Here is a 21,175-nt window from a genome sequence, read left to right on the forward strand (position 1 = left end):
CGATGAAATCGCTGAAACTGCTGTTGCGCTTCGCCACCGTGGGCGGGCTGATCCTGCTGCTGCTGATCCCGTTGACGATGATCCGCGGCACCATCCAGGAGCGCGAGCGCTATCGCGACCAGGCCATGCACCGGGTGTCGCAGAGCCGGGCCGGGGAGCAGTCGCTGATCGGCCCGGTGCGGGTGCTGCCGTGGACGCAGCAGCGCGAGGTGGAGGTCACCGACGCGCGCGGCCTGCGCAAGACCGAGCTGCAGACCGAACGCGGCTACGAGCTGCAGATGCCGCGCCGGCTGAAGGTGGACGGGAAGATGCGCCCGGACGAGCGCCGCATCGGCCTGTTCCGGGTGCCGGTCTACAGCTGGCACGCGCAGGTGCTGGCCGAGTTCGACGACAGCGAATATCCGGCGGTGGAGGGGCGCAGCTACGGCCAGCCGTACCTGGCGCTGGGCATCGCCGACGTGCGCGGACTGGTCGGCACTCCCAACCTGCGGGTGGACGGGCGCGCGTTGAACCTGCAGGCCGGGTCCGGCGCGCTGGAAGCCTCGTCCAAGGGCCTGCACGCACCGTTGCGGCCGCTGGCCGACAGCACGCAGGGCAGGATCGACGACGGCCGCAAGGTGGAACTGGAGTTCGTGCTCGACGGCACCCGTTCGCTGTCGGTGGTGCCGCTGGGCGACGACACCCGGGTGACGATCGATTCGCCGTGGCCGCACCCGCTGTTCGGCGGCAGCTTCCTGCCCTACGAGCGGGTGGTGGACGACAACGGCTTCAAGGCCGAGTGGGCGATATCGTCGCTGGCCTCGGCCGCGCAGACGCAGCTGCGCCATGACCTGATCGGCGATGCCATGGTCGAGTCGCTGAACGTGGCGCTGGTGGACCCGGTGGACGTCTACACCCAGACCGATCGCGCCAGCAAGTACGGCATCCTGTTCGTGCTGCTCACCTTCGTCGGCTTCGTGCTGTTCGAGCTGATCAAGCGGCTGAGGATCCACCCGCTGCAGTACCTGCTGGTCGGCCTGGCGCTGGCGATCTTCTTCCTGCTGCTGCTCAGCCTGTCCGAGCACATCGCCTTCTGGCAGGCGTACGCGGTCTCGGCGCTGGCATGCATCGGCCTGCAGGCGTTCTACCTGTCCGGGGTGCTGCACAGCTGGAAGCGCGCCGGCGGTTTCGCCGCCATGCTCACCGCGCTGTACGGCGTGCTGTACGGGCTGCTGGTGTCGGAGAACAACGCGCTGCTGATGGGCTCGCTGATGCTGTTCGGCATCCTCGCCGCGATCATGTGGGTCACCCGCAAGGTGGACTGGTACGAGCTCGGTTCGAGCCTGCGCTGAGCCATGGCGATGCTGGATCTTCCGGCCCTGCACCGGCGTGCCTGCCGGGTACTGCCCGAATGCCTGCGCACCTGTGGCCTCGTCCTGCACGAGGCCACGCCGGCGCGGATCGCCTCGCTGCTGTTGCCGCTGCGGCATGTCCGCCGCGGCAGCCTGAGGTTCCGCTTGGCGCCGGAGAGCCTGGCGGCGCTGGCGACGGCGCCGCTGGCCTACCTGCGCGGCGCGGTCGAGGCCCGGGAAGGGCTGGGCGGTCGCCGTGGCCGGCTGGCCTACGGCCCCTGGCAGACGCACGGAACCGCGGGCGCGCGCCGCTTCGTCAGCCGCAGCCGCGACGGCCGCGCCGCGCTGTGCGTGATCCCGGCGCGGCGGCTGGCGGTCTATGCCTGGAACGACCATCGGCGCGGCGATGGGGAGGTGTGAATGGAATGCTTCGTCCCCGGACGGTTCGCCGCCGCGTTCTGCGTCCATGCGCTGGCGGCGGGGATCCCGCGGCGGTCCGTATGCCCCGCAGCCTGTCCGCGGCATCGCCGTGCCTCGGTACGACAGGCCATGACGGGGCGAGGGAGCAGGGCATTGCTTCCCTGGATCGACGCCCATCGCGGCTCCTGCGCAGGTGCAAGCAGCTTCACGACACGCAAAGCGCTGCTCGCCCGGTGGCTTCCGGCTGGATCTCCGTGCAAGTCGCCGGGCTCCGGCCCCGCCTTCGCGGGGGCGGGCTCTGCGCGGGAGCGACGACTGAAACACCGTATGCATGCGATCCGGTATTGCCCTGGGCGTGTGGCATCGCTGCTGCTCTCCCGGGGCGTCCCGCCGGTGGCCGTACGTGCGGCTGGCGCGGCGGTGGTGGCCGCTCGCAGGCTGGCCCGCCGCCGAAGCGACAGGCGTTGCGCCCGACCATGACCGATGGGGGGCGAGCGCCCCGCGGGCGCTGGCTAGACTCGGGCGCTGGCATGTGGGGAACGCCCCGGGGAGAACGACGCGTGATCAAGCAATGTGTGTTGGCGGCCTGCCTGGGCCTGTCCGGCCTGGCGCCGGCGCTGGCCAGCGAGCCGGTGGATCTGGACATGGTCAGCCGCATCCGCCAGGAGGCGTTCCACCGTTCGCAGGTGATGGACCATTTCAGCCACCTCACCGAGGTCATCGGCCCGCGCCTGACCAACTCGCCGCAGATGGCCCAGGCCAACGCCTGGACCCGCGGCAAGTTCGGCGAATGGGGCCTGGCCAACGCGCACGATGAAGCCTTCGACGATTTCGGCCGCGGCTGGGAGTTCACCTCGGCCAGCGTCGAGATGCTGGGCGAGCGGGTGCAGCCGCTGCACGCGCTGCCCAAGGCCTGGACCCCGGGCACCGACGGCCCGGTGGAGGGCGAACTGGTGCGGGTGGAGATCAAGAAGCCGGCCGACATCGACAAGTACCGCGGCAAGCTGGCCGGCAAGATCCTGCTGCTGGGCGAGGCGCGCGAATACAAGCGCGGCACCGAGCCGGATTCGCACCGCCACGACGCGACCTCGCTGGAGGGGCTGCAGGAGTTCACCGTGCCCAAGGGCAGCGCCGGCGAGCGCGCCAAGCGCGTCAAGGAATACACCGAGCGCCAGGAGCTGGCCAAGGCGGTCAATACCTTCTTCGCCGAAGAGGGCGCGCTGGCGGCGATCAGCATCAGCGGTTGGGACAACGGCATCATCCGCGTGGCCGGCGGCGGTTCGCGCAAGGCCGGCGAGCCGGTCGGCGTCCCCGAGCTGGCGATGATCGCCGAGCACTTCAACCCGCTGGTACGCGCGCTGGACAACAAGCAGAGCGTGCGCCTGCGGGTGAACGTGGCCGCGCGCTTCACCGACGAGAGCGACCGGCCGGGCTACAACACCCTGGCCGAGATCCCCGGCAGCGGCAGCAAGGCCGGCGAGATCGTGATGCTCGGCGCGCACCTGGATTCCTGGCACACCGGCACCGGCGCGGCCGACAACGCCGCCGGGGTGGCGGTGATGATGGAGGCCATGCGCATCCTCAAGGCGGTGGGCGCCAAGCCGAAGCGGACCATCCGCGTGGCGCTGTGGAGCGGCGAGGAGCAGGGGCTGATCGGCTCGCAGGCATACGTGGCCAGCCACTTCGCCCACTATCCCGAGCCGACCGACCCGGCGCAGAAGGCGCTGCCGGCCTCGCTGCGCGAACCGACCGGGCCGCTGCGCAAGCTGCGCGACTACGACCGCTTCTCGGTCTACTTCAACATGGACAACGGTTCGGGCCGCTTCCGCGGCATCTATGCGCAGGAGAACCTGGCGGCGATGCCGATCTTCGAGGCCTGGCTCAAGCCGTTCCACGACGTCGGCGCCACCACCGTGGCCACCCGCAATACCGGCAGCACCGACCACATCAGCTTCGACCGCGTCGGCCTGCCGGGCTTCCAGTTCATCCAGGACCGGCTGGACTACTTCAGCAACGTCCACCACAGCCACCTGGACACCTGGGACCACGCCGAACCGGAAGACCTCAAGCAGGCCGCGGCCATCGTCGCCAGCTTCGTCTACCACGCCGCGATGCGCGAGGAGAAGATGCCGCGCAAGCCGCTGCTGGCGCCGTAGGCGCACCTGAACCGTAGGAGCGACGTCAGTCGCGACCGGGCTTTCCCGGTGAAGCCCGGTCGCGACTGAGTCGCTCCTACAGGGAATCCGGCCGGCCGCGGGGCGGGGAACGGGGTAAAATCGCCGGATATTTCCGCCATCCGAGCGTTCCATGACCTGCCGCACCCGTTTCGCCCCCAGTCCCACCGGTTACCTGCACATCGGCGGCGCCCGCACCGCGCTGTACTGCTGGCTGGAGGCGCGCCACCGCGGCGGCGAATTCGTGCTGCGGATCGAGGACACCGACCGCGAGCGCAGCACCCAGGCGGCGATCGACGCGATCCTGGAGGCGATGGACTGGCTGGGGCTGGACTACGACGAAGGCCCGGTTTACCAGACCCGGCGCATCGAGCGCTACCGGGAAGTGGCCGAGCAGCTGCTCGCCGCCGGCAAGGCCTACTACGCCTACGAGACCCGCGAGGAGCTCGACGCCATGCGCGAGGCGGCGATGGCGCGGCAGGAGAAGCCGCGCTACAACGGCGCCGCGCGCGAGGCCAACCTGCCGTACCGCGACGACCCGAACCGGGTGATCCGCTTCAAGAATCCGCTCGACGGCAGCGTGGTGTTCGACGACCTGATCAAGGGCCGCATCGAGATCGCCAACAGCGAGCTGGACGACATGGTGATCTTCCGCCCCGACGGCTACCCCACCTACAACTTCGCGGTGGTGGTGGACGACTGGGACATGGGCATCACCGAGGTGATCCGCGGCGACGACCACATCAACAACACCCCGCGCCAGATCAACATCTATGAGGCGCTGGGTGCGCCGGTGCCGAAGTTCGCGCACATGCCGATGATCCTGGACGAGCAGGGCGCCAAGCTGTCCAAGCGCACCGGCGCGGCCGACGTCATGCAGTACAAGGACGCCGGCTACCTGCCGCACGCGCTGATCAACTACCTGGCGCGGCTGGGCTGGTCGCACGGCGACCAGGAGCTGTTCAGCCGCCAGGAGCTGATCGACCTGTTCGACGTGAAGGACGTCAACTCCAAGGCCGCGCGGCTGGACATGGCCAAGCTGGGCTGGGTCAACCAGCACTACCTCAAGACCGACGACCCGGCCGCCATCGCCCCGCAGCTGGTCTACCAGCTGGAGAAGCTGGGCGTGGACCTGGCCGCCGGCCCGGCCCCGGCCGACGTGGTGGTCGCGCTGCGCGAGCGCGTGCAGACCCTGAAGGAGATGGCCGAGAAGGCGGTGGTCTGGTACCGGCCGCTCGAGGTCTACGACGAGGCCGCCGTCGCCAAGCACCTCAAGCCGGGCGCCGAACTGGCGCTGGGCAAGGCCCGCGAGCTGCTGGCGGCATTGCCGGCCTGGACCGCCGAGGCGGTGGGCGTGGCCCTGCACGACACCGCCGCGGCGCTGGAAATCGGCATGGGCAAGGTCGCCCAGCCGCTGCGCGTGGCGATCACCGGCACCCAGGTCAGCCCGGACATTTCCCAGACCGTGTACCTGGCCGGCCGCGACGAGGCCTTGAAACGCATCGATGCAGCACTCATCAAGGTTCCCAGAGGCTGACGGCCGGGACAGGGCGCATGAAGCTGTCTGCCGTCAGGAGCATGGCCAAGCGCAATACGCTTGAAGTCGAGCATTTGCTGAAGGCGGCCAAAGCGCGGACGCCGGGGCTTCGACAGGAGTTGCAGCAGCTGTCGCAGGAGCTGCAGTGGTCCGCGACCCGTCATCCGCGACCGGGCGTCCACGTCGTTCCGCTGGCGAAATGGGCGGAGCTCGCGGGATGCTACGCAGAGCATGGCTTTGCGGGTTTGGCGCCGCTGGCCGGCCACAGGCAGGACGCCGGTTACGTATTGGCGCTCATCGAGGAGGTCGGGAACGCGGACGCGGTGCATGCGCTGCTGGACTTCTTCCAGGACGTCATCGCCGACCCGGCCGGCGACATGGAGATCGCGCATGCTGTGGCGGCCACGTGCAACAGGCTGTTCTCCTTCCGGCACAGCCCGGTGGTGACGGACGGGCAGGCGCAACGGCTGCGGGATTTTCTGGTGTCCTTTTGCGGGCACGCCGAAGATCAGGTACACAAGGCGATGGCCGTTTACGCATTGCGGGGCGTCGGCGACGCGCAATCCATCGACTTCATCGGCAGGCAGCCGCGGTTCCAGCCTCCGCATGAAGACGCCGGGAAAATCGCAATCAAGGCAATCAAGAAGCGACTGGGCTCGCGCCAGTCGTTTCCATTACCCGCCTAGCCTTTGGTGGGATCGAGGGCTGACTGGGCCAGGAGAGCAACCATGACCGAACCACATACCTGCACCGCCCCGCACCACCATGTCGACGACGCCGCGGCGTTCGTGCGCGTGGTGGAGCGCGTCTGCGGCGAGCGCGGGCTGCGGCTGACGCCGATCCGCGCCAACGTGCTGCGGCTGATCGCCGAGGCCGGCAAGCCGGTCAAGGCCTACGAGCTGCTGGAATGGGTGCGCGCCGGCAAGAGCGTCGGCGCCGATGCGCCGCCGACCGTGTACCGGGCGCTGGACTTCCTGATGGCCAACGGCTTCGTGCACAAGCTGGAATCGGTCAACTCGTTCGTGGCCTGCCACCATCCCAGCAGCAGCCAGCACTCGGTGCCGTTCCTGATCTGCAACCGCTGCCACAGCGCGGTGGAGCTGGAAGACCGCGACATCGTCCGGCAGCTGGAGGCCCGCGCCAAGGCGCTGGGCTTCCAGCCGCAGGCGCAGACCCTGGAAGTGCATGGCCTGTGCGCGCGCTGCGCGGGCTAGGCTTTCAGGCTTTTCCGCGTCGCCGCCGGGCGGCGCGGCCCGGTCTCATCCGCCGCCGGGAGCCTGGGTTTCCCCGTCGATCGCCAGCGGGCGCACGTGCTGCAGCAGGCTCACCAGCGTCTTGCCGGGTTCCTCCCACGGCATCATGTGCGCCGAGCGTTCGAACCACACCGCCTGCTTGTAGGGCGCCTCGACCTGTTCCAGCCACGCGGCGACCGGTGCGCTGGGCGTGGTGTAGTCGTGCCGCCCCAGCAGCATCACCACCGGGACGGGAAAGGCGGTGACGCCGCTGAAGTCCACTTCCAGCAGCTCCGGCAACAACCGGCCCAGCGTGAGCACGTTGCCGTCGTTGATGGCGCAGCGGTCGGCATCGGTGTAGTCGGGCGACAGCCGCGGCGCGCGATAGTAGTAGTCCGAGTTGTCGCGGAACGCGCTCAGCCCGCCGTAGTACTGCGGCCAGGTGCGGGCGACGATGATGCGCTCGCGGGTGATCGGCTGGTCCCCGGGATACGGGGCGATGGATTCGAGTTCCGCGATGGCCTTGGCGTTGCCGTGGGCGCGGGCCTGCTGCAGTCCGTACTCGAAGCTGATGCGCTCGTTCTCGCGGGAATCGATGAACTGGCCGATGCCCACGTAGGCATGGAACAGGTCGGGCCGCCGCAGTGCGGCATGCATGCCGACGACGGTGCCCCAGCTGTGTCCCATCAGGATGAGCTTCTGTTTGCCGTAGCGCTGGCGCAGGTGCTCGGCCACCTCGATGGCGTCGGCGACGTACTGCTCGATATGGATGCTGTCGGCCACCTGCGCCTCGCTCGCCTCGCCGTAGCTCCTGCCGGCGCCGCGCTGGTCCCAGTTGGCGATGGTGAAGTATTCCTCCAGCGGTCGCTGGAACTGCCACATGCTGGGCGTGATCGGGGCGGCGGGGCCGCCATGCACGAACAGCACCAGCGGGTTGGCCTTGTCCTGCCCGCGCACGTTGAGCCATTGCTCGATGCCGCCGATGCGGGTCTTGTAGCTGTCCTGCACGCCCGATGGCGCGACGATGCGGTTGAGCTCGGCGACGATCTCGCGGGCCGGCGCATAGGCGCTGCGGTCGGGGCACTCGGCGGCATGGGCGGAAGCGATCGTGGCGGCCAGCATCAGCACGGCAGGCAGGATGTTCTTCATCGGCAGTCTCCGGCAGCTACAGGTACGTGCATCGAACGGCGGCGCCGCGTCCGCGACCAGGGACGGCCGGTTGCGGCGGTGGCGGGAAGCGGAGTCCCGGCGCAGCTCCAAGGTAGGGGCGGGCGGGGCCGGCCGGATGTGCCGATCGTCAGCGTGCCTTCCGCCCGGGCATGGCGCTGTTGCCGCGGATCGCCGCCATCGCGCCGGAGCGACGACGTGGTCAGGTGGCGGCAGGACGCGCATGCCCGCCATCCCGGCAGGCATGCTCAGGCATGTTTCGCCACCAGGCGGACAACGGTGTTCCACACCCGGGTGGTGGTGGGGACGGCCAGCCGGCGCTCCAGGAACAGGTTGGGGCTGCCCTTCCGGGCAAGCGCGATGCACAGGGCCTCGCGCCCGGTCATCCGCACGATTTCCACGTCGCCGCGGGGCGAGACGGGCGGCAGGTCGCCGGGGATCGCCACTGCGTCGGGCAGGAAGGTGACGCAGTAGTCGTGCGTCTCGCGGCGATCGATACCGCCGAAGGGATCGGCCGCCACCCGCGTGCGCAGGTATTCCAGCTCGCGCAGGAAGGCCGGTTCCCGGAGCCCGCAGGCGCCGGCCATGTCGGCGCGAGCCGCGGCCAGGATCCTGCGCGCATCCCCGGGCGAGCCGGTCTCGAACACGAGCGTGCCGTTGGTGAGGAACGAAGCGGCGCTGCCGGCGCCGGCGGCGATGAAGGCCGCTTCGAACTGCGTGCGGCTGGGACAGCGCGGGCGTCCGAGATTCAGGTTGCGGAAGAACGCGGCGAAACGCATGGACATCCGGCGGCGGGCAGCGATGGCGTGCAGTCTGCCGTGGAAGCATCGTTGCGGATATCCCCCGCATGGCGCATGTGCGCGCAGGCGGACGCACTCGGTCCCGGCGCCGTCACGCGCGCGGGGCGGGCGCAGGATGCCTGCCGCGGGTGCGGGAGCTCAGCCGTGGCGCCGGGTGCCGGCGGCGGTATCCACCTTCACCTCCACCGACATGCCGGGGCGCAGCCGCTGCGCCAACGGCTGGTCGGGGTCGATGGCGATGCGGATGGGCAGCCGCTGCACCACCTTGGTGAAGTTGCCGCTGGCGTTGTCCGGACGCAGCACGCTGAATTCCGAGCCGGTGGCCGGGGCGATCTGTTCGATCCGCCCGTGCAGGATCTCGCCGTCGAAGGCATCCACCGAGAAGTCGACCGGCTGGCCGATGCGCATCTTCCAGGTCTGGCCTTCCTTGAAGTTGGCCACCACCCACAGCGTGTCCGGCACCAGGAACAGCAGCTGCGAGCCGGCGGTGACGTATTGGCCGGGCCGCACCGAGGCTTCGCCGATCTGGCCGTCGCGCGGGGCATGGACCACGGTGTTGGCCAGGTCGATCCGGGCCAGTTCCAGCTGCGCCTGCGCCTGCGCCACGCGCGCTTCCAGCCCCTTGCGCGCCACCTGGGTGGAGGTCAGCGACTGCTCGGCGATGCGGATGGCGGCATCGGCCTGCTCGACGCTGGCGCCGGCGGCCTGCGCGCCGGTGCGGAACTTGTCGCGCTCGTTCAGGGCGACGAGCTGCTGCGCGGCCAGTTCCTCGTAGCGCGCCAGTTCGTTGCGCGAGCGCGCCAGTTCGGCCCGCCCGGCGGAAAGATTGGCGCGTGCCGAGGCGATCTGCGCGCGGTTCTGCGCCTGGGCCTGGTCGGAATTGGCCAGCGCCGCACGCGCGGCGTCCAGGTCGGCCTGCGCCTGCGCCACCTTTTCCCGGTAGATGCGGTCGTCGATGCGCACCAGCGGATCGCCGGCCTTCACCTGCTGGAAGTCCTGCACCGGCACCTCGGTGACGTAGCCGCTGACCTGCGGGGCGAGCACGGTGACCTGCCCGCGCACGTAGGCGTTGTCGGTGGCCATCACCGTGCCGGCGAACGGCCACAGCTGTCAGGCGCGCAGGATCAGGGCGATGCCGACCAGCGCCACGAACACCATCAGCACCACGCTGCGGCGGCTGGGCTTGAGGTACTTCGGCGGCGCAGCCGGTGCCGGAGCGGTGGCCGGGTCGCTGGCCGGGGCGGAAGGCGGGGCGACGCTCTCCGCTGCGGAAGCGGTGCGCGCCGTGGGGGACGGAAGATTCTGGCTCATGGGGGACTCACTTGGCCGTCGCGCGCTGCGGCGCGGAGGACGGCGGTTCTGGAACCGGGGAACGGCGCTTGCGGATCTGCTTCGCCAGCGCCGTGCGTATCGCCTGCAGCAGCAGCCACGACAGGAAGCCGGTGGCCAGCCAGCCGCTGAGCGAGAACACGTTGTTGAAGGCACGCACGTTGGCTTCGCGGCGGGCGCTCTGCGCCAGTTGCGCGGTGCCCTGGGCGGCGCGCAGCATCGGGTCGGCGATCAGCGGGGCATAGCGCTGCCGCTGCTGTTCCAGGCGCTGCGCGGTCGCCGCGTCGGTGGGATCGACGGCAGCGGTCAGCACCGCCGAATGCACGTGCTCGCGATGCAGCTGGTAGCTGCCCAGCACCGCCGAACCGGCCAGGCCGCCGAGCGTCTGGGTGATCGACAGCACCACGATGAAGGTCACCACGTGGTCGATGCCGGCGCGCAGCGCCTGCGAGAAGCCGAGCATGATCAGCGGCCCCATGAACATGCCGGCCCCGACCGAGGCCAGGAACTGGCTGGCGTAGAAATCGTGGGGACAGTCCAGGCTGGTGCGGCCCTGGTCGAGGAAGGCGGCGCTGCCCAGTAGCAGGATCGCCAGCAGCAACTGCGCGATCAGGCGCCTGGGGCCGAAGGTGATCGCGGTGGCGGCGATGCCGACCACGGTGCCGGACAGGATCACCCCGAACAGCGGCCGCATCTGCTCCGGGCCCATGTCCAGCGTGCGCATCATGTTGATCACGCCATAGGACTGCTCGGTGGTGAGGAAGCGGATCAGGAACGCGCCGACGATGAACTGGACGATCGCCGGCGTGGCCAGCCAGCGGGTCTGCAGCAGCGGGTTGCGGCGATGGTGTTCGACGATGAAGGCGGCGGTCAGCAGCAGCACCGCCGCCGCCAGCATCCAGCCCAGCGCCGGCGTGTCCGTCCACCAGCGCAGGTAGCCCTGCGCCAGCACCACCACGATCAGGCCCATGCCCGGCGCCATCAGCGCGAAGGTCACGAAGTCCAGCTTCTCGAACGCCTTGAACTGCACGCCCGGCGGCAGCTTCAGCACCACCACCGCGGCGAACGCACACAGCGCCAGGCCGGCCTCGAACAGGTAGAGGTTGTGCCACTGCCCGGTGTCGATCAGCCCCGGCGAGATCAGCCAGGCCAGCGGCGTCGCCAGCTGCGCCACGCCCATGCCCACCACCAGCAGGTTGCCGACGTACCTGCGCGGCAGCGCCTGCAGCATGTACAGCGTGCACATGGTGCTGCAGGCGGCGCCGGCGAAGCCGCTGGCCGCGCGCAGGATCACCAGGCTCTGGAAATCGCCGATGAACAGGTGCAGCACGGTCAGCGCGGCATAGGCGCCGAGCCCGAGTTCGGCGAACAGGCGGATGCCGTACTGCTGGCGGAACTTGAAGGCCAGCAGGCTGGTGGTGATGTTGACCATCGCGTAGGCCGCCACCAGCCAGCTGCCCTGCAGTGGGGTCAGGCCGAGCTGGCCCTGCAGGTAGGGCAGGTTGGCGCCGACCATGGCGTTGCCCAGGCCGCCGCTGATGCCGGCCAGCAGCGCCACCAGTGCATAGGCGGCGCGCCGGTGCGGCGGGTGCCAGGGCATCGAGGCGGAGCCGGGGATCGCCGGTTTCTCGTGCTCCTCCCAGTCGGGCACGGGCTTGAGGTACTGCGGGGACATCAGCGTGGTCCGGCGGCGGGGCCCTGCAGGCCGGCGTACAGCAGCTGCATCGCGCGCGCGGCCAACACCGCGCGCTCGTTGCGGGTCTTGCCGCGCAGGGCCGCGCCGAGCATGCCGGAGACCAGCGAGATGTCCTCCAGCTGCAGGTCAGGCCGGCACAGGCCGGCGGCGATGGCGCGTTGCAGCGGCAGCCGCAGCAGTTCCAGTATCTGCCCGCGTGCGGCACGGATGCTGGGATCGTTGCGGTCGACCGCGCGCCAGTAGTCGGACAGGGCGGGCGATTGCACGATGCGCCCGGCCATGCCGTCGAGCAGCTCGAACAGCGCATCGTCGCGCTCGCCCAATGCCTGCACGTGTTCGCGGATGCGTTGCAGCGTGCGCTGCAGCAGCGCCTCGATCAGCGCGGCGCGGTCGGGGAAATTGCGGTACAGGGTGGCGCGGCCGACGGCGGCGCGTTCGACCACCAGGTCCAGCGGCGCGGTCACGCCATGTTCGCCGAACACGGCATCGGCCGCGTCCAGGATCTGGGCGCGGCGGATGGCGGCGTCGGAACGGATCGAGGTCATGCCGTACATGATCCGGACAAAATTGTCCGGTTTCAACCGATGTGGGGGAATCCGCGGATGCGCGCTTGCGTTCCGTTCAGGGTGCGGCCGGCGCCAGCCGCATCGGCGCTTCGCGGATGGGCAGGTTCGCCAGCGCGGCCACGGCGGCCAGGGCCATGTCCGCGTACCACATCCAGCTGTAGTCGCCGCCGTGCTCCAGCGCCACGCCGCCCAGCCAGGCGCCGAAGAACCCGCCGATCTGGTGCGACAGCAGGGTCAGCCCGAACAGCGTGCCCATGTGGCGCGGGCCGAACAGCTTGCCCACCAGCCCGGCGGTGGGTGGCACGGTGGCCAGCCAGGTGAAGCCGAGCGCGGCGGAGAACAGGTAGAAGGTGGCGGGCGTGGGCGGCGATGCCAGGTACACGGCGATCAGCGCGGCCCGGCTCAGGTACATCCAGAACAGCAGCCACTTCATCCGGAAGCGTTCGCCGAGCGCGCCGACGACCAGGCTGCCGGCGACGTTGAACAGGCCGATCAGGGCGATCGAGACGGAGGAAACCGGGGGCGACAGGCCGCACAGGGCGATCTCGCCGGGCAGGTGGGTCACCAGGAAGGCGATGTGCACGCCGCAGGTGAAGAAACCCAGGTGCAGGCACCAGTAGCTGCGGTCGCGCAGGGCGCGCTGCAGTTGCGGGCGCAGGCCTTCGCCGCCGGCATCGCCCGTGGTGCGCGGCGCGCGCCTGCGCAGTGGCCATGCCAGCGGCAGCGACAACAGCACGATGGCGGCCAGCGCATGCAGGGTGCGGATCCAGCCGAAGGCGCCGAGCAGCAGTTGCACCAGCGGGGCGAACAGGAACTGCCCCAGCGAGCCGCCGGCATTGATGATGCCCGCGGCCATCGAGCGTCGCTGCGGCGGTATCCGCCAGCTGGTGGCGCCGATCAGCACCGAGAAACTGCCGGCACCGGCGCCGGCGGCCAGCAGCAGCCCGAAACCCAGGTTCAGCCCCCAGGTGCTGGGCATCGCGGTCGCCAGCAGCAGGCCGGCGGCCAGCAGGATGCCGCCGCCGGCCAGCACCGGCAGCGGGCCGCGCTGGTCGGCCATCGCACCGAACAGCGGCTGCACCGCGCCCCAGACGAACTGGCCGATGGCCAGCGAGAAGCTGATCTGGGCGATGCCCAAGCCGGTCGAGGCATGGATGGGGTCGACCAGCAGGCCGCTGGTCTGGCGCACGCCCATCGTCACCATCAGGACGGTGGAGGCGGCCAGCAGTACCCCCCAGGGAATGCGCGAGGCGGGGGGATTCATGCCGGATCCTCCGGCTCCAATGCCCGGTGCAGGGCCTCCAGTTGCCGGTTCAGCCCGGCGATGGCGGCGCTGCCGAAGAGCGACTCGATTTCATCCTGGGCCTGGCGCCACGGCAGTTGCGCCTGCTGCAGGCGTTGCTCGCCCTGCGCCGTGAGGCGCACCTGGCGCTGGCGCGAATCCCGGCCGGCTTCCATTGCCAGCAACCCGGCATTGACCAGCGGCTTGAGGTTGCGGCTGAGCGTGGTGCGGTCCATGCCCAGGGCATCGGCCAGCTCGCCCAGCGGACGGGCCTGGCGGGCCCGGCGCAGGATGGAATAGGCGTTGAGGCTGAGGCCGGCTGCGGCCAGGTGGCGGTCGTAGAGCTGCGACACCCGGCGGGCGGCACGGCGCAGCTGGAAACAGGTGCAGGGGCTGGCGGGGGTGTCCATCGCGGTCGCCGGAGAACGATGGATCGCAGCTTATGTGTATATGCACCTATTTGGAATCCCCCCGGGGAGCCGGCGCTCCCCGGGGGCGGCGAGGTCAGAACCAGGCGCGGATGCCGAAGGCCAGGCCGCGGCCGGGCAGCGGCGCGTAGTCGCGCAGCAGCGAGGTGTGCGGGCGGACCTCGCGGTTGGTCAGGTTGCTGCCGTCCAGGAACACCTCGATGCTGTTGTCCAGGCTGCGGTCCCAGCGGTAGGCCAGGTGCGCATCGACCAGGGTGTAGCCGCGGCTGGGTTCCTCGTTCTGCGCCACGTCCTTCTGCTCGCCGTAGCGCACGGCGCCGACGGAGGCGCGCCAGCCGTCGCGCGACCAGCGCAGGTCGGCGCCGACGCGGGCCGGGGCGATGCGCGGCAGGTAGCCGCCGTTGGCCAGTTCCACCGTGTAGTTGTGGTCGTGGTCGCCGTGCGGCACGGCGATGGCGACCGTGCGGCTGCCGCTGCCGTCCAGTTCGGCCTTGACGTAGTCGCCGAACACGCGCAGGTCCCAGTCGCCGCTGGCGCTGCCTTCGGACAGGTGCAGCAGCACCTCGGCCTCGGCGCCCTTGAAGGTGGCGTCCTGCTGGGTCCAGGTGCGCACCGGCAGGTCGTGCTCGACCACGCCGGTGTCGGCCAGGTAGATGAAATCCTTGAACCTGGTCTGGTAGATCGACGCCTGGAAGTCGATGCGGTCGCTGTGCGTATGCACGCCCAGCTCGACGCGCTGGCCGCGCTCGGTCTTCAGGTTGGCGTCGCCGATCTCCATCGAACGGGTGGCGATGTGCGCGCCGGCGGCATACAGCTCCTCGTTGGTCGGTGCGCGCTCGGAGCTGTCCACGCCGAAGCGCAGGTCCACGGTGTCGTTGAGCGCCCAGATGCCGGCGGCCGACAGGTTGGTGGCGTTGAAGTCGCGGCGCCGGTGGTCGCCTTCCGGGTTCAGCTTGACGCGGTCGTAGCGGCCGCCCAGTTCCAGCTTGAGCGGACCGAACTGCTTTTCCTGCAGCACGAACAGGCCCAGCGACTCGGTGCCGGTATCCGGCACGAATGCTTCTTCGCCCTGCGCGCCGAAATCGCTGTTGCCGAACTGCAGGCCGAAGGCGCCGTTCCAGCCGCCGATTTCCTGCTGCACCGCTTCCAGCCGGCCCTCGATGCCGCGGTTGGTGAAGCGGGTGGAAGGCGTGCCCGCTTCCAGTTCGACGTGCTCGTAGTCGGTGTAGCCCGCGCGCAGGTTGATGCTCTTCAGGAACGACAGCGGGTCGTAGAGCCCGGCCTTGAGGTCGAAGCGGTTCTGGGTCATGTCGATGCGCACGTCGTGCTCATCGCCTTCCTCTTCGTCGTGGTCATGGTCGTCGTGATCGTGATCGTCGTCGCCATGCACATGGGCGCCGTTGGGAATGCCGTAGTTGCTGCGGTAGGTGCTCGCCGACAGGCCGAAGAAGCCGCCTTCGCCCAACCAGGTGGCGCCGATGCCGCCGGCGCGGGTACGGGTGGAACTGTTGTCCAGGCGGCCGCGGGTCTGCGCTTCTTCGTCGTGGTCGTCGTGGTCGTCATGGTCATCGTCATGATCATGATCGTGGTCGTCGCCGGCTTCGGCGATGGCGTAGCCGGGAATCCGGTAGTCGTCGCCGTTGCGCACCAGGCCGTCCACGTGCAGCACCCAGTTGCCGTTGACGCCATCGAGCCGGAACATGCCGCTGCGCTCGTGGTTGACGGTATTGCCGCGGATTTCGGCGCGGCCGCTGAGCGGTGCGTCGGGCAGGTCGCTGGCGATGCGGCCATCGACCACGTTGACCGCGCCACCGATCGCGCCGCTGCCGAACAGCAGCGTGGCCGGCCCCTTCAGCACCTCGATCTGGTCGGCGAGGAACGGCTCGATGCTGGTGGCGTGGTCGGCGCTGACGGTGGAGGCGTCCATGTTGCCGACGCCGTTGGACAGCACCTGCACGCGCGGCCCCTCCTGGCCGCGGATGATCGGGCGGCCGACGCCGGGGCCGAAGTAGGTGCTCTGCACCCCGGCCAGCTTGCTGACGGTATCGCCGAGCGTGGCGCCCTTCTGCCGGTCCAGCGCATCGCCGCTGAGCACTTCCACCGGCCGGGCCAGCGATTCGGCGGTGCCCGCCAGCGGCGTGGCGGTCACCTGCACGGCGGCCAGTTCGGTCATGTGCCGCTCATGCCGGGAACCGGTCTCGGTGGCTTCGCCATCGGCACCGGCTGCCATGGCCAACGGTGAGCATGCTGCCGTCAGGGCGAGGAACAGGGCGTGGCGTTGCAGGGGAGTGGAGCGGGAAAGAGGCATGGGGAGGGTCCTGGGCATGAATTGTTACTGTGTATCAACAGAAGAGCGCACGAACCCCGCCGGGAAGCGGGGGTATGGGTGGGGTACGGGAATGATGTTATATTATTCCATATCGATTTGCCGACCCTGCTGGAAGTCATGCCCCGGATCCCGTCCCTCCGCCACCTGCTCGACCGCTTCGGCGCCACCGGCTCGCTGCTGTGCGCCGTCCATTGCGCGTTGATTCCGGTACTGCTGGCGGCGGCCCCGTCGCTGGGGCTCTCGGTGTGGCTGGGCGACAGCCTGGAACAGGCCCTGGTGGTTTTCGCCAGCCTGCTGGGCCTGTTGAGCCTGGTCTGGGGCTATCGCCGCCATCGTGCGATGCGCGCGCTGGGGCTGCTGGTGCCGGGCCTGGCGGCGCTGTGGGCCGGACTGCTGTACGAGCCGCTGCACCATTCGGCGGTGCCGCACGCGGTGGTGATGACCACTGGCGGCCTACTGGTGGGGATGGCGCACCTGCTGAACCTGCGCCTCAACCACGGCCACGTACACGACGCCAGCTGCGCGCACTAGGGCGCGCATGTTAGGCTTCCCGATCTTGCGCGAGGGCGCCGCTGGCGGCCTCGCCGAACCCGTGTCAGTGCGGGGTAACTTGATTTCAGACTAAGGAGTTGACGACATGGGTAAGGGTGACCGCAAAACCGCCAAGGGCAAGCGCTACAACGCCAGCTACGGCAATGCGCGCAAGCACGTGGTGAGCAAGGTGGCCGTGGGCGCAGCTGCGCCGGTCGCCAAGAAGACCGTCGCCAAGGCGCCGGCGAAGAAGGCCGTGGCCAAGAAGACCGTCGCCAAGGCCGGCTGATCGCCGCCCGGGTGCAACGAAGAACGCGGCGCTTGCGCCGCGTTTTTTTTGGATGTTCCCAGCCGCAGGGAAGCTCGCATCTCCGGGTTGCCTTGTTGCCGCCCGGAAGGAATCGCGACTCACGTCGCTCCTGCAACGGCAGGAACCCCTTGTAGGAGCGACGTGAGTCGCGACCGCCGGAAGCACCGATCGCCCCGATGAAACCCCGGCTTCCCGGGCCTCCGGCCGCTCCTGGCCGCCGCCGGCGCGATGCCGGAACTTCCCCGCCGCCGGGGAGTTCGCTCCTGCGACGGCCGGCTTCGTCGCCGCGGAGCCGGCGTTCGTCGCATCCTCCCCGCGGGAAGGACCGCTTGGGCATCATGCCGGCGGTCCATCGAAGGAGACGAACATGCGCCGCACCCTTGCCCTGATTGCATCCGTTCCGCTGGCCGCGCTGCTGGCGGCCCCGGCCCACGCACTCGAAGACGCCGAGCTGGCCCGCCTGGTGGGCCAGCGCCTGCACGGCGACCGCACCGGCGCCTGCATGGCGGTGGCGGTGGTGGAGCGCGACCGCGTCGCGCGTAGCTTCCAGTGCGCCGACGACAAGGATCTCGCCCGCATCGGTCCGGATGCCGCGTTCGAGATCGGCTCGGTCAGCAAGACCATGACCGCGACGCTGCTGGCCGACCTGATCGGCCAGGGCAAGGGCTCGCTGGACGACACGCTGGCCTCGTGGCTGCCCGAAGGCACCGTGGTGCCGGACTACCAGGGCCAGCCGGTCCTGCTGCGGCACGTGGTGACGCACACCTCCGGCCTGCCGGCGTTGCCGTCGCGGCTGGGTGCCACGGACATGGCCGTCCCCTATGCGAACCTGGACGAGGCCGCGCTGCTGGCCTCGCTGGGCGATGCGGAACTGGCGGCCGCACCGGGCAGCCGTTTCGAATACTCCAACTTTGCCTCGATGCTGCTTTCGTACGCGGTCGCGCGCCGCGCCGGCACCGACCTGGAGAGCCTGCTGCGGCAGCGCCTGTTCACGCCGCTGGGCATGGAAGGAGCCTACGTCGACGACAAGCCGGAAGGCGTGCGCGCCGTGGCCGGGCATACGCCCAACACCCGCACGGCGCCAGCCTGGCGCTTTGCCGTCGACCTGGCCGGTGTCGGCGGCGTGCGCGCCACCCTGGACGACATGGTCCGCTACGTGCAGGGCAACCTGGGCTGGATCGACGCGCCGATCCGTCCTGCGCTGGAGGCGACGCACGCACAGCTGTCGGAGCAGCCGGCGATGGGCATGAACTGGATGCGGGTGCCGGTGAACGGCCGCACCGTGCTGATGCACGAAGGCGGCACCGGCGGCTTCTCCTCGTTCGTGTCGGTGGATCCGCAACGCCAGCGCGGCGTGGTGATCCTGTCCGACACCAGCTGGAACTCGATCGGCAGTCTCGGCAGCCTGGGGCTGCACCTGGTCGACGAGGCGTTCCCGCTGGGCAAGCCGCGCAAGGCCGTCGCGCCCGAGCCGGCGCTGCTGGAGGCGCTGGCCGGCGAGTACCGGTTGCAGGGAGCGATGAAGATGACGCTGCGCCTGCGCGACGGCCGGTTGCATGTCCAGGCCGAAGGGCAGGACGAGCGGGCGATGGGCTACGACGACGCCGGCGACTTCTACCCGCTGGAGGTGGACGCGATTCTGCATCCGCAGCGCAGGGCCGACGGCGGCTACGGTTTCACCTGGTCGCAGATGGGCGGCGTGGTGGCGGCCACCCGCATCGATACGGAACGGACGCCGCCCCCGGCGCTGTCGCCGGAAGCGTTGCGGGCGTATGCCGGCAGCTACCCGCTGATGCCGTCGTTCGCGCTGCAGGTGCGCGAGCGCGGCGGGCGGCTGCATGCGCAGGCCACCGGGCAGGGAGAGTTCGCACTGGATGCCGCCGCGGCCGATGCCTTCGAAGCGCCGGCCTATGGCATCGAGATCCGCTTCCTGCGCGGCGAAGACGGCGAGGTCGCCTCGCTGGAACTGCACCAGGGAGGGCAGGTGCTGCGCGGGCCGAAGCAATGAGCGCTGCGTCCGCGTTGTATGGTGGGGAACATCCATGACCATGAAGACCGACTATCCCCTGCGCCAGGTATTGCCCCCCGAGGTACTGCTCGGCGGCGGCATGATCTGGAGCCGCTACCGGCAATACCCGGTGTTCAGCCTGCGCTGGCTGGGCGGGCGCAGCCTGGTGTTCTGCAGCGTGATCGCGGTATGCGCGGCCTTCATCGGCGCGGCCACCGGCCTGACGGTGCAGGATCCGATGGTGGCGCTGAAGGCCGGGCTGACCCAGTTCGCGGCCTTCAGCCTGATGGCCACGCTGGGGCCGGCGCTGGCTACCGCGGTGCGCTACCGGCGCTGGTCCGAACCGTACGAACGCAAGGCGGTCGTGGTGGCGGTGCTGATCGGCATGCTGCTGAGTTTCCTGGTCGACCGGTTCGCCTCGGCCTATGTCGCCAGCCTGATCACCCCCGGCCTGGCCAAACTGGGCATGGCGACGACGCAGCCGGCCATGGGGCCGGTGGTCACGGGCCTCATCCTCGCGATCAACGTGGTCGGCCTGGTGATCATCTACGGCCTGTTCGGCGGTGGACTGGCGCTGCGCGCGTACTTCAGCGAGCGCGCGCGCTGGCAGGCGCACCGGCACCGGCGGGAGCTGGACGGCGCCAGGCAGCAGGCGCGCGACGCCGACCTGCGCCTGGGGGTGCTGCAGGCGCAGGTGGAACCGCATTTCCTGTTCAACACCCTGGCCTCGGTGCGCGCGCTGGTACGGCATGACCCGGCGCAGGCCGAAGCCACGCTGGACGCGCTGGCCGATTTCCTGCGCGCCACCATCCCCCGGCTGCGCGACGGCGAGGCCGCGCTGCATTCCACCCTGGGCCAGCAACTGGACATCTGCGCCACCTACCTGGCGTTGATGCAGGTGCGCATGGGCGGCCGGCTGCGGTACGACGTGCAGGCCGATGCCGGCCAGCGCGCGCATCCGTTCCCGCCGGCACTGTTGATCACGCTGGTGGAGAACGCGATCAAGCACGGCATCGAGCCCCGGCCCGGTGCCGGCCGCGTCGACATCGTGGCGACGGTGCAGGACGGGCGGCTGCGGGTCCGGGTGGCCGACGACGGTGCCGGACTCAAGCCGGGACTGGGCAGCGGCATGGGCCTGGCCAACGTGCGCGAGCAACTGGCGCAGCGCTTCGGCGACCGCGCCGGCCTGCGCCTGCAACCGCGCGAGGGGCACGGCGTCGTCGCCGAGATCGAGGTGCCGTGGGAGGGCGCAGCATGAAGCAGGGCGCCGCAGTGCGGACCACCGGGCTGATCGCCGAGGACGAGGCGCCGCAGCGGCGCGCGCTGCATGAACAGTTGCGGCGGGTCTGGCCGGAACTGGAGCTGGTGGCGGTATGCGAGGACGGCGTGTCGGCGCTGGAAGCGGTCGAGCGGCACCGGCCCGGCGTCGCCTTCCTCGATATCCGCATGCCCGGCGTCAACGGCCTGGACGTGGCCCGCGCGGTGGTCGCGCAGGGAGGTCTGGTGGTGTTCACCACCGCCTACGACGACTATGCGGTGCGCGCGTTCGAGGCCGGCGCCGCCGACTACCTGCTCAAGCCGGTGCAGCCGGCGCGGCTGGAGCAGGCGGTGGCGCGCCTGCGCGAACGCCTGGCCGAGGCGCGCGCGCCCGGCCTGCAGGCGTTGATCGACGACCTGGAATCGCGCCTGCGGCCGCAGGGCGAGCGCCTGATCCGCTGGATCAGCGCCAGCATCGGCGACAGCGTCAGCATGATCGGCATCGACGAGGTGCTGTATTTCCAGGCCCAGGACAAGTACGTGCGGGTGGTCACGGCGAGCGCCGAGGCCTTGATCCGGACCCCGCTCAAGGAGCTGCTGGCGGGGCTGGACCCGGACGAGTTCTGGCAGGTGCACCGCGGGGTGGTGGTGCGGGTGTCGGCGATCGAGCGCATGCGCAAGGACGAACTGGGGCGGCTGGCGATCCGCCTGAAGCAGCGCCAGGAGGCGCTGCCGGTCAGCGCCGCCTTCGCGCACCGCTTCCGCGGCATGTAGGCCG

The 21,175-nt window shown here is 70.1% G+C and carries 20 protein-coding genes; 11 read left to right on the forward strand and 9 right to left on the reverse strand.

Annotation, left to right across the window (positions count from 1 at the left end; all coding sequences use genetic code 11):
* Positions 1-2: 2 nt before the first annotated feature.
* The 6 genes from creD to OK345_RS07080 all read left to right on the forward strand — a co-directional run bounded on the left by creD (position 3) and on the right by OK345_RS07080 (position 6,676).
* Positions 3-1,331, forward strand: a complete 1,329-nt coding sequence (gene creD, locus OK345_RS07055) for a cell envelope integrity protein CreD (RefSeq protein WP_265127214.1) — start codon at positions 3-5, stop codon at positions 1,329-1,331.
* Between the two features lie 9 nt (positions 1,332-1,340).
* Positions 1,341-1,751 carry a hypothetical protein gene (locus tag OK345_RS07060; RefSeq protein WP_265127215.1) on the forward strand — a complete coding sequence of 137 codons (411 nt, stop codon included), beginning with the start codon at positions 1,341-1,343 and terminating at the stop codon, positions 1,749-1,751.
* 560 nt (positions 1,752-2,311) lie between these two features.
* On the forward strand, positions 2,312-3,907 hold the full coding sequence (locus OK345_RS07065) for a M28 family metallopeptidase (protein WP_265127216.1): 1,596 nt from the start codon (positions 2,312-2,314) through the stop codon (positions 3,905-3,907).
* Positions 3,908-4,058: 151 nt separating this feature from the next.
* Positions 4,059-5,462, forward strand: coding sequence for a glutamate--tRNA ligase (gene gltX, locus OK345_RS07070; RefSeq protein WP_265127217.1), 1,404 nt, complete (start codon positions 4,059-4,061; stop codon positions 5,460-5,462).
* A gap of 17 nt (positions 5,463-5,479) precedes the next feature.
* The gene (locus OK345_RS07075) at positions 5,480-6,148 is read left to right on the forward strand and encodes a hypothetical protein (RefSeq protein WP_265127218.1); all 669 of its coding nucleotides are present in this window, start codon (positions 5,480-5,482) and stop codon (positions 6,146-6,148) included.
* Positions 6,149-6,190: 42 nt separating this feature from the next.
* Complete coding sequence (locus tag OK345_RS07080; RefSeq protein WP_265127219.1) at positions 6,191-6,676, forward strand: Fur family transcriptional regulator; 486 nt, start codon at positions 6,191-6,193, stop codon at positions 6,674-6,676.
* Between the two features lie 45 nt (positions 6,677-6,721).
* On the opposite strand, the gene OK345_RS07085 is transcribed toward OK345_RS07080, so the two are convergent.
* The 9 genes from OK345_RS07085 to OK345_RS07125 all read right to left on the reverse strand — a co-directional run bounded on the left by OK345_RS07085 (position 6,722) and on the right by OK345_RS07125 (position 16,270).
* Positions 6,722-7,843 (reverse strand): alpha/beta fold hydrolase, encoded by a 1,122-nt coding sequence (locus tag OK345_RS07085; protein WP_265127220.1) that lies wholly within the window; start codon positions 7,841-7,843, stop codon positions 6,722-6,724.
* A gap of 266 nt (positions 7,844-8,109) precedes the next feature.
* Positions 8,110-8,640 carry a DUF1697 domain-containing protein gene (locus tag OK345_RS07090; protein ID WP_265127221.1) on the reverse strand — a complete coding sequence of 177 codons (531 nt, stop codon included), beginning with the start codon at positions 8,638-8,640 and terminating at the stop codon, positions 8,110-8,112.
* 159 nt (positions 8,641-8,799) lie between these two features.
* Positions 8,800-9,768, reverse strand: coding sequence for an HlyD family secretion protein (locus tag OK345_RS07095; protein ID WP_265127319.1), 969 nt, complete (start codon positions 9,766-9,768; stop codon positions 8,800-8,802).
* A 3-nt stretch (positions 9,769-9,771) separates the two neighbouring features.
* Positions 9,772-9,972: a hypothetical protein gene (locus OK345_RS07100; protein ID WP_265127222.1), complete on the reverse strand. Its 201-nt coding sequence runs from the start codon at positions 9,970-9,972 to the stop codon at positions 9,772-9,774.
* 7 nt (positions 9,973-9,979) lie between these two features.
* A complete protein-coding gene (locus tag OK345_RS07105) occupies positions 9,980-11,665 on the reverse strand; it encodes an MFS transporter (RefSeq protein WP_265127223.1) in 1,686 nt (561 codons plus the stop codon).
* Entirely contained in the window at positions 11,665-12,231 is a 567-nt protein-coding gene (locus OK345_RS07110; RefSeq protein ID WP_265127224.1) for a TetR/AcrR family transcriptional regulator, read from the reverse strand. The genes OK345_RS07105 and OK345_RS07110 overlap by 1 nt, the downstream gene beginning before the upstream one ends.
* A 76-nt stretch (positions 12,232-12,307) precedes the next feature.
* Positions 12,308-13,516 carry an MFS transporter gene (locus tag OK345_RS07115; protein WP_265127225.1) on the reverse strand — a complete coding sequence of 403 codons (1,209 nt, stop codon included), beginning with the start codon at positions 13,514-13,516 and terminating at the stop codon, positions 12,308-12,310.
* Positions 13,513-13,944 (reverse strand): MarR family winged helix-turn-helix transcriptional regulator, encoded by a 432-nt coding sequence (locus OK345_RS07120; protein WP_265127226.1) that lies wholly within the window; start codon positions 13,942-13,944, stop codon positions 13,513-13,515. The genes OK345_RS07115 and OK345_RS07120 overlap by 4 nt, the downstream gene beginning before the upstream one ends.
* A 94-nt stretch (positions 13,945-14,038) precedes the next feature.
* Positions 14,039-16,270: a TonB-dependent receptor gene (locus OK345_RS07125; RefSeq protein ID WP_265127227.1), complete on the reverse strand. Its 2,232-nt coding sequence runs from the start codon at positions 16,268-16,270 to the stop codon at positions 14,039-14,041.
* A 138-nt stretch (positions 16,271-16,408) separates the two neighbouring features.
* Here OK345_RS07125 and OK345_RS07130 point away from each other — a divergent pair, with 138 nt between their 5' ends.
* The 5 genes from OK345_RS07130 (at position 16,409) to OK345_RS07150 (ending at position 21,171) form a co-directional block, all read left to right on the forward strand.
* Entirely contained in the window at positions 16,409-16,822 is a 414-nt protein-coding gene (locus OK345_RS07130; protein WP_265127228.1) for a MerC domain-containing protein, read from the forward strand.
* A gap of 106 nt (positions 16,823-16,928) precedes the next feature.
* A complete protein-coding gene (locus tag OK345_RS07135; protein ID WP_265127229.1) occupies positions 16,929-17,111 on the forward strand; it encodes a 30S ribosomal protein THX in 183 nt (60 codons plus the stop codon).
* Positions 17,112-17,499: 388 nt separating this feature from the next.
* Positions 17,500-19,140 (forward strand): serine hydrolase, encoded by a 1,641-nt coding sequence (locus OK345_RS07140; RefSeq protein ID WP_265127230.1) that lies wholly within the window; start codon positions 17,500-17,502, stop codon positions 19,138-19,140.
* A gap of 34 nt (positions 19,141-19,174) precedes the next feature.
* The gene (locus tag OK345_RS07145) at positions 19,175-20,398 is read left to right on the forward strand and encodes a sensor histidine kinase (RefSeq protein ID WP_265127231.1); all 1,224 of its coding nucleotides are present in this window, start codon (positions 19,175-19,177) and stop codon (positions 20,396-20,398) included.
* Positions 20,395-21,171, forward strand: coding sequence for a LytR/AlgR family response regulator transcription factor (locus tag OK345_RS07150; protein WP_265127232.1), 777 nt, complete (start codon positions 20,395-20,397; stop codon positions 21,169-21,171). The genes OK345_RS07145 and OK345_RS07150 overlap by 4 nt, the downstream gene beginning before the upstream one ends.
* Positions 21,172-21,175: the final 4 nt, after the last annotated feature.

The sequence above is a fragment of the Xanthomonas chitinilytica genome (assembly GCF_026107455.2).
Lineage (GTDB): Bacteria > Pseudomonadota > Gammaproteobacteria > Xanthomonadales > Xanthomonadaceae > Stenotrophomonas > Stenotrophomonas chitinilytica.

Coding starts and splice junctions, on each gene's coding strand:
- OK345_RS07105 (WP_265127223.1), bottom strand. CDS start 11,665: ATGTCCCCGCAGTACCTCAAGCCCGTGCCCGACTGGGAGGAGCACGAG.
- OK345_RS07110 (WP_265127224.1), bottom strand. CDS start 12,231: ATGACCTCGATCCGTTCCGACGCCGCCATCCGCCGCGCCCAGATCCTG.
- OK345_RS07130 (WP_265127228.1), top strand. CDS start 16,409: ATGCCCCGGATCCCGTCCCTCCGCCACCTGCTCGACCGCTTCGGCGCC.
- OK345_RS07080 (WP_265127219.1), top strand. CDS start 6,191: ATGACCGAACCACATACCTGCACCGCCCCGCACCACCATGTCGACGAC.
- OK345_RS07085 (WP_265127220.1), bottom strand. CDS start 7,843: ATGAAGAACATCCTGCCTGCCGTGCTGATGCTGGCCGCCACGATCGCT.
- OK345_RS07120 (WP_265127226.1), bottom strand. CDS start 13,944: ATGGACACCCCCGCCAGCCCCTGCACCTGTTTCCAGCTGCGCCGTGCC.
- OK345_RS07115 (WP_265127225.1), bottom strand. CDS start 13,516: ATGAATCCCCCCGCCTCGCGCATTCCCTGGGGGGTACTGCTGGCCGCC.
- OK345_RS07060 (WP_265127215.1), top strand. CDS start 1,341: ATGCTGGATCTTCCGGCCCTGCACCGGCGTGCCTGCCGGGTACTGCCC.
- OK345_RS07140 (WP_265127230.1), top strand. CDS start 17,500: ATGCGCCGCACCCTTGCCCTGATTGCATCCGTTCCGCTGGCCGCGCTG.
- OK345_RS07145 (WP_265127231.1), top strand. CDS start 19,175: ATGACCATGAAGACCGACTATCCCCTGCGCCAGGTATTGCCCCCCGAG.
- OK345_RS07125 (WP_265127227.1), bottom strand. CDS start 16,270: ATGCCTCTTTCCCGCTCCACTCCCCTGCAACGCCACGCCCTGTTCCTC.
- OK345_RS07100 (WP_265127222.1), bottom strand. CDS start 9,972: ATGAGCCAGAATCTTCCGTCCCCCACGGCGCGCACCGCTTCCGCAGCG.
- gltX (WP_265127217.1), top strand. CDS start 4,059: ATGACCTGCCGCACCCGTTTCGCCCCCAGTCCCACCGGTTACCTGCAC.
- creD (WP_265127214.1), top strand. CDS start 3: ATGAAATCGCTGAAACTGCTGTTGCGCTTCGCCACCGTGGGCGGGCTG.
- OK345_RS07090 (WP_265127221.1), bottom strand. CDS start 8,640: ATGCGTTTCGCCGCGTTCTTCCGCAACCTGAATCTCGGACGCCCGCGC.
- OK345_RS07075 (WP_265127218.1), top strand. CDS start 5,480: ATGAAGCTGTCTGCCGTCAGGAGCATGGCCAAGCGCAATACGCTTGAA.
- OK345_RS07150 (WP_265127232.1), top strand. CDS start 20,395: ATGAAGCAGGGCGCCGCAGTGCGGACCACCGGGCTGATCGCCGAGGAC.
- OK345_RS07135 (WP_265127229.1), top strand. CDS start 16,929: ATGGGTAAGGGTGACCGCAAAACCGCCAAGGGCAAGCGCTACAACGCC.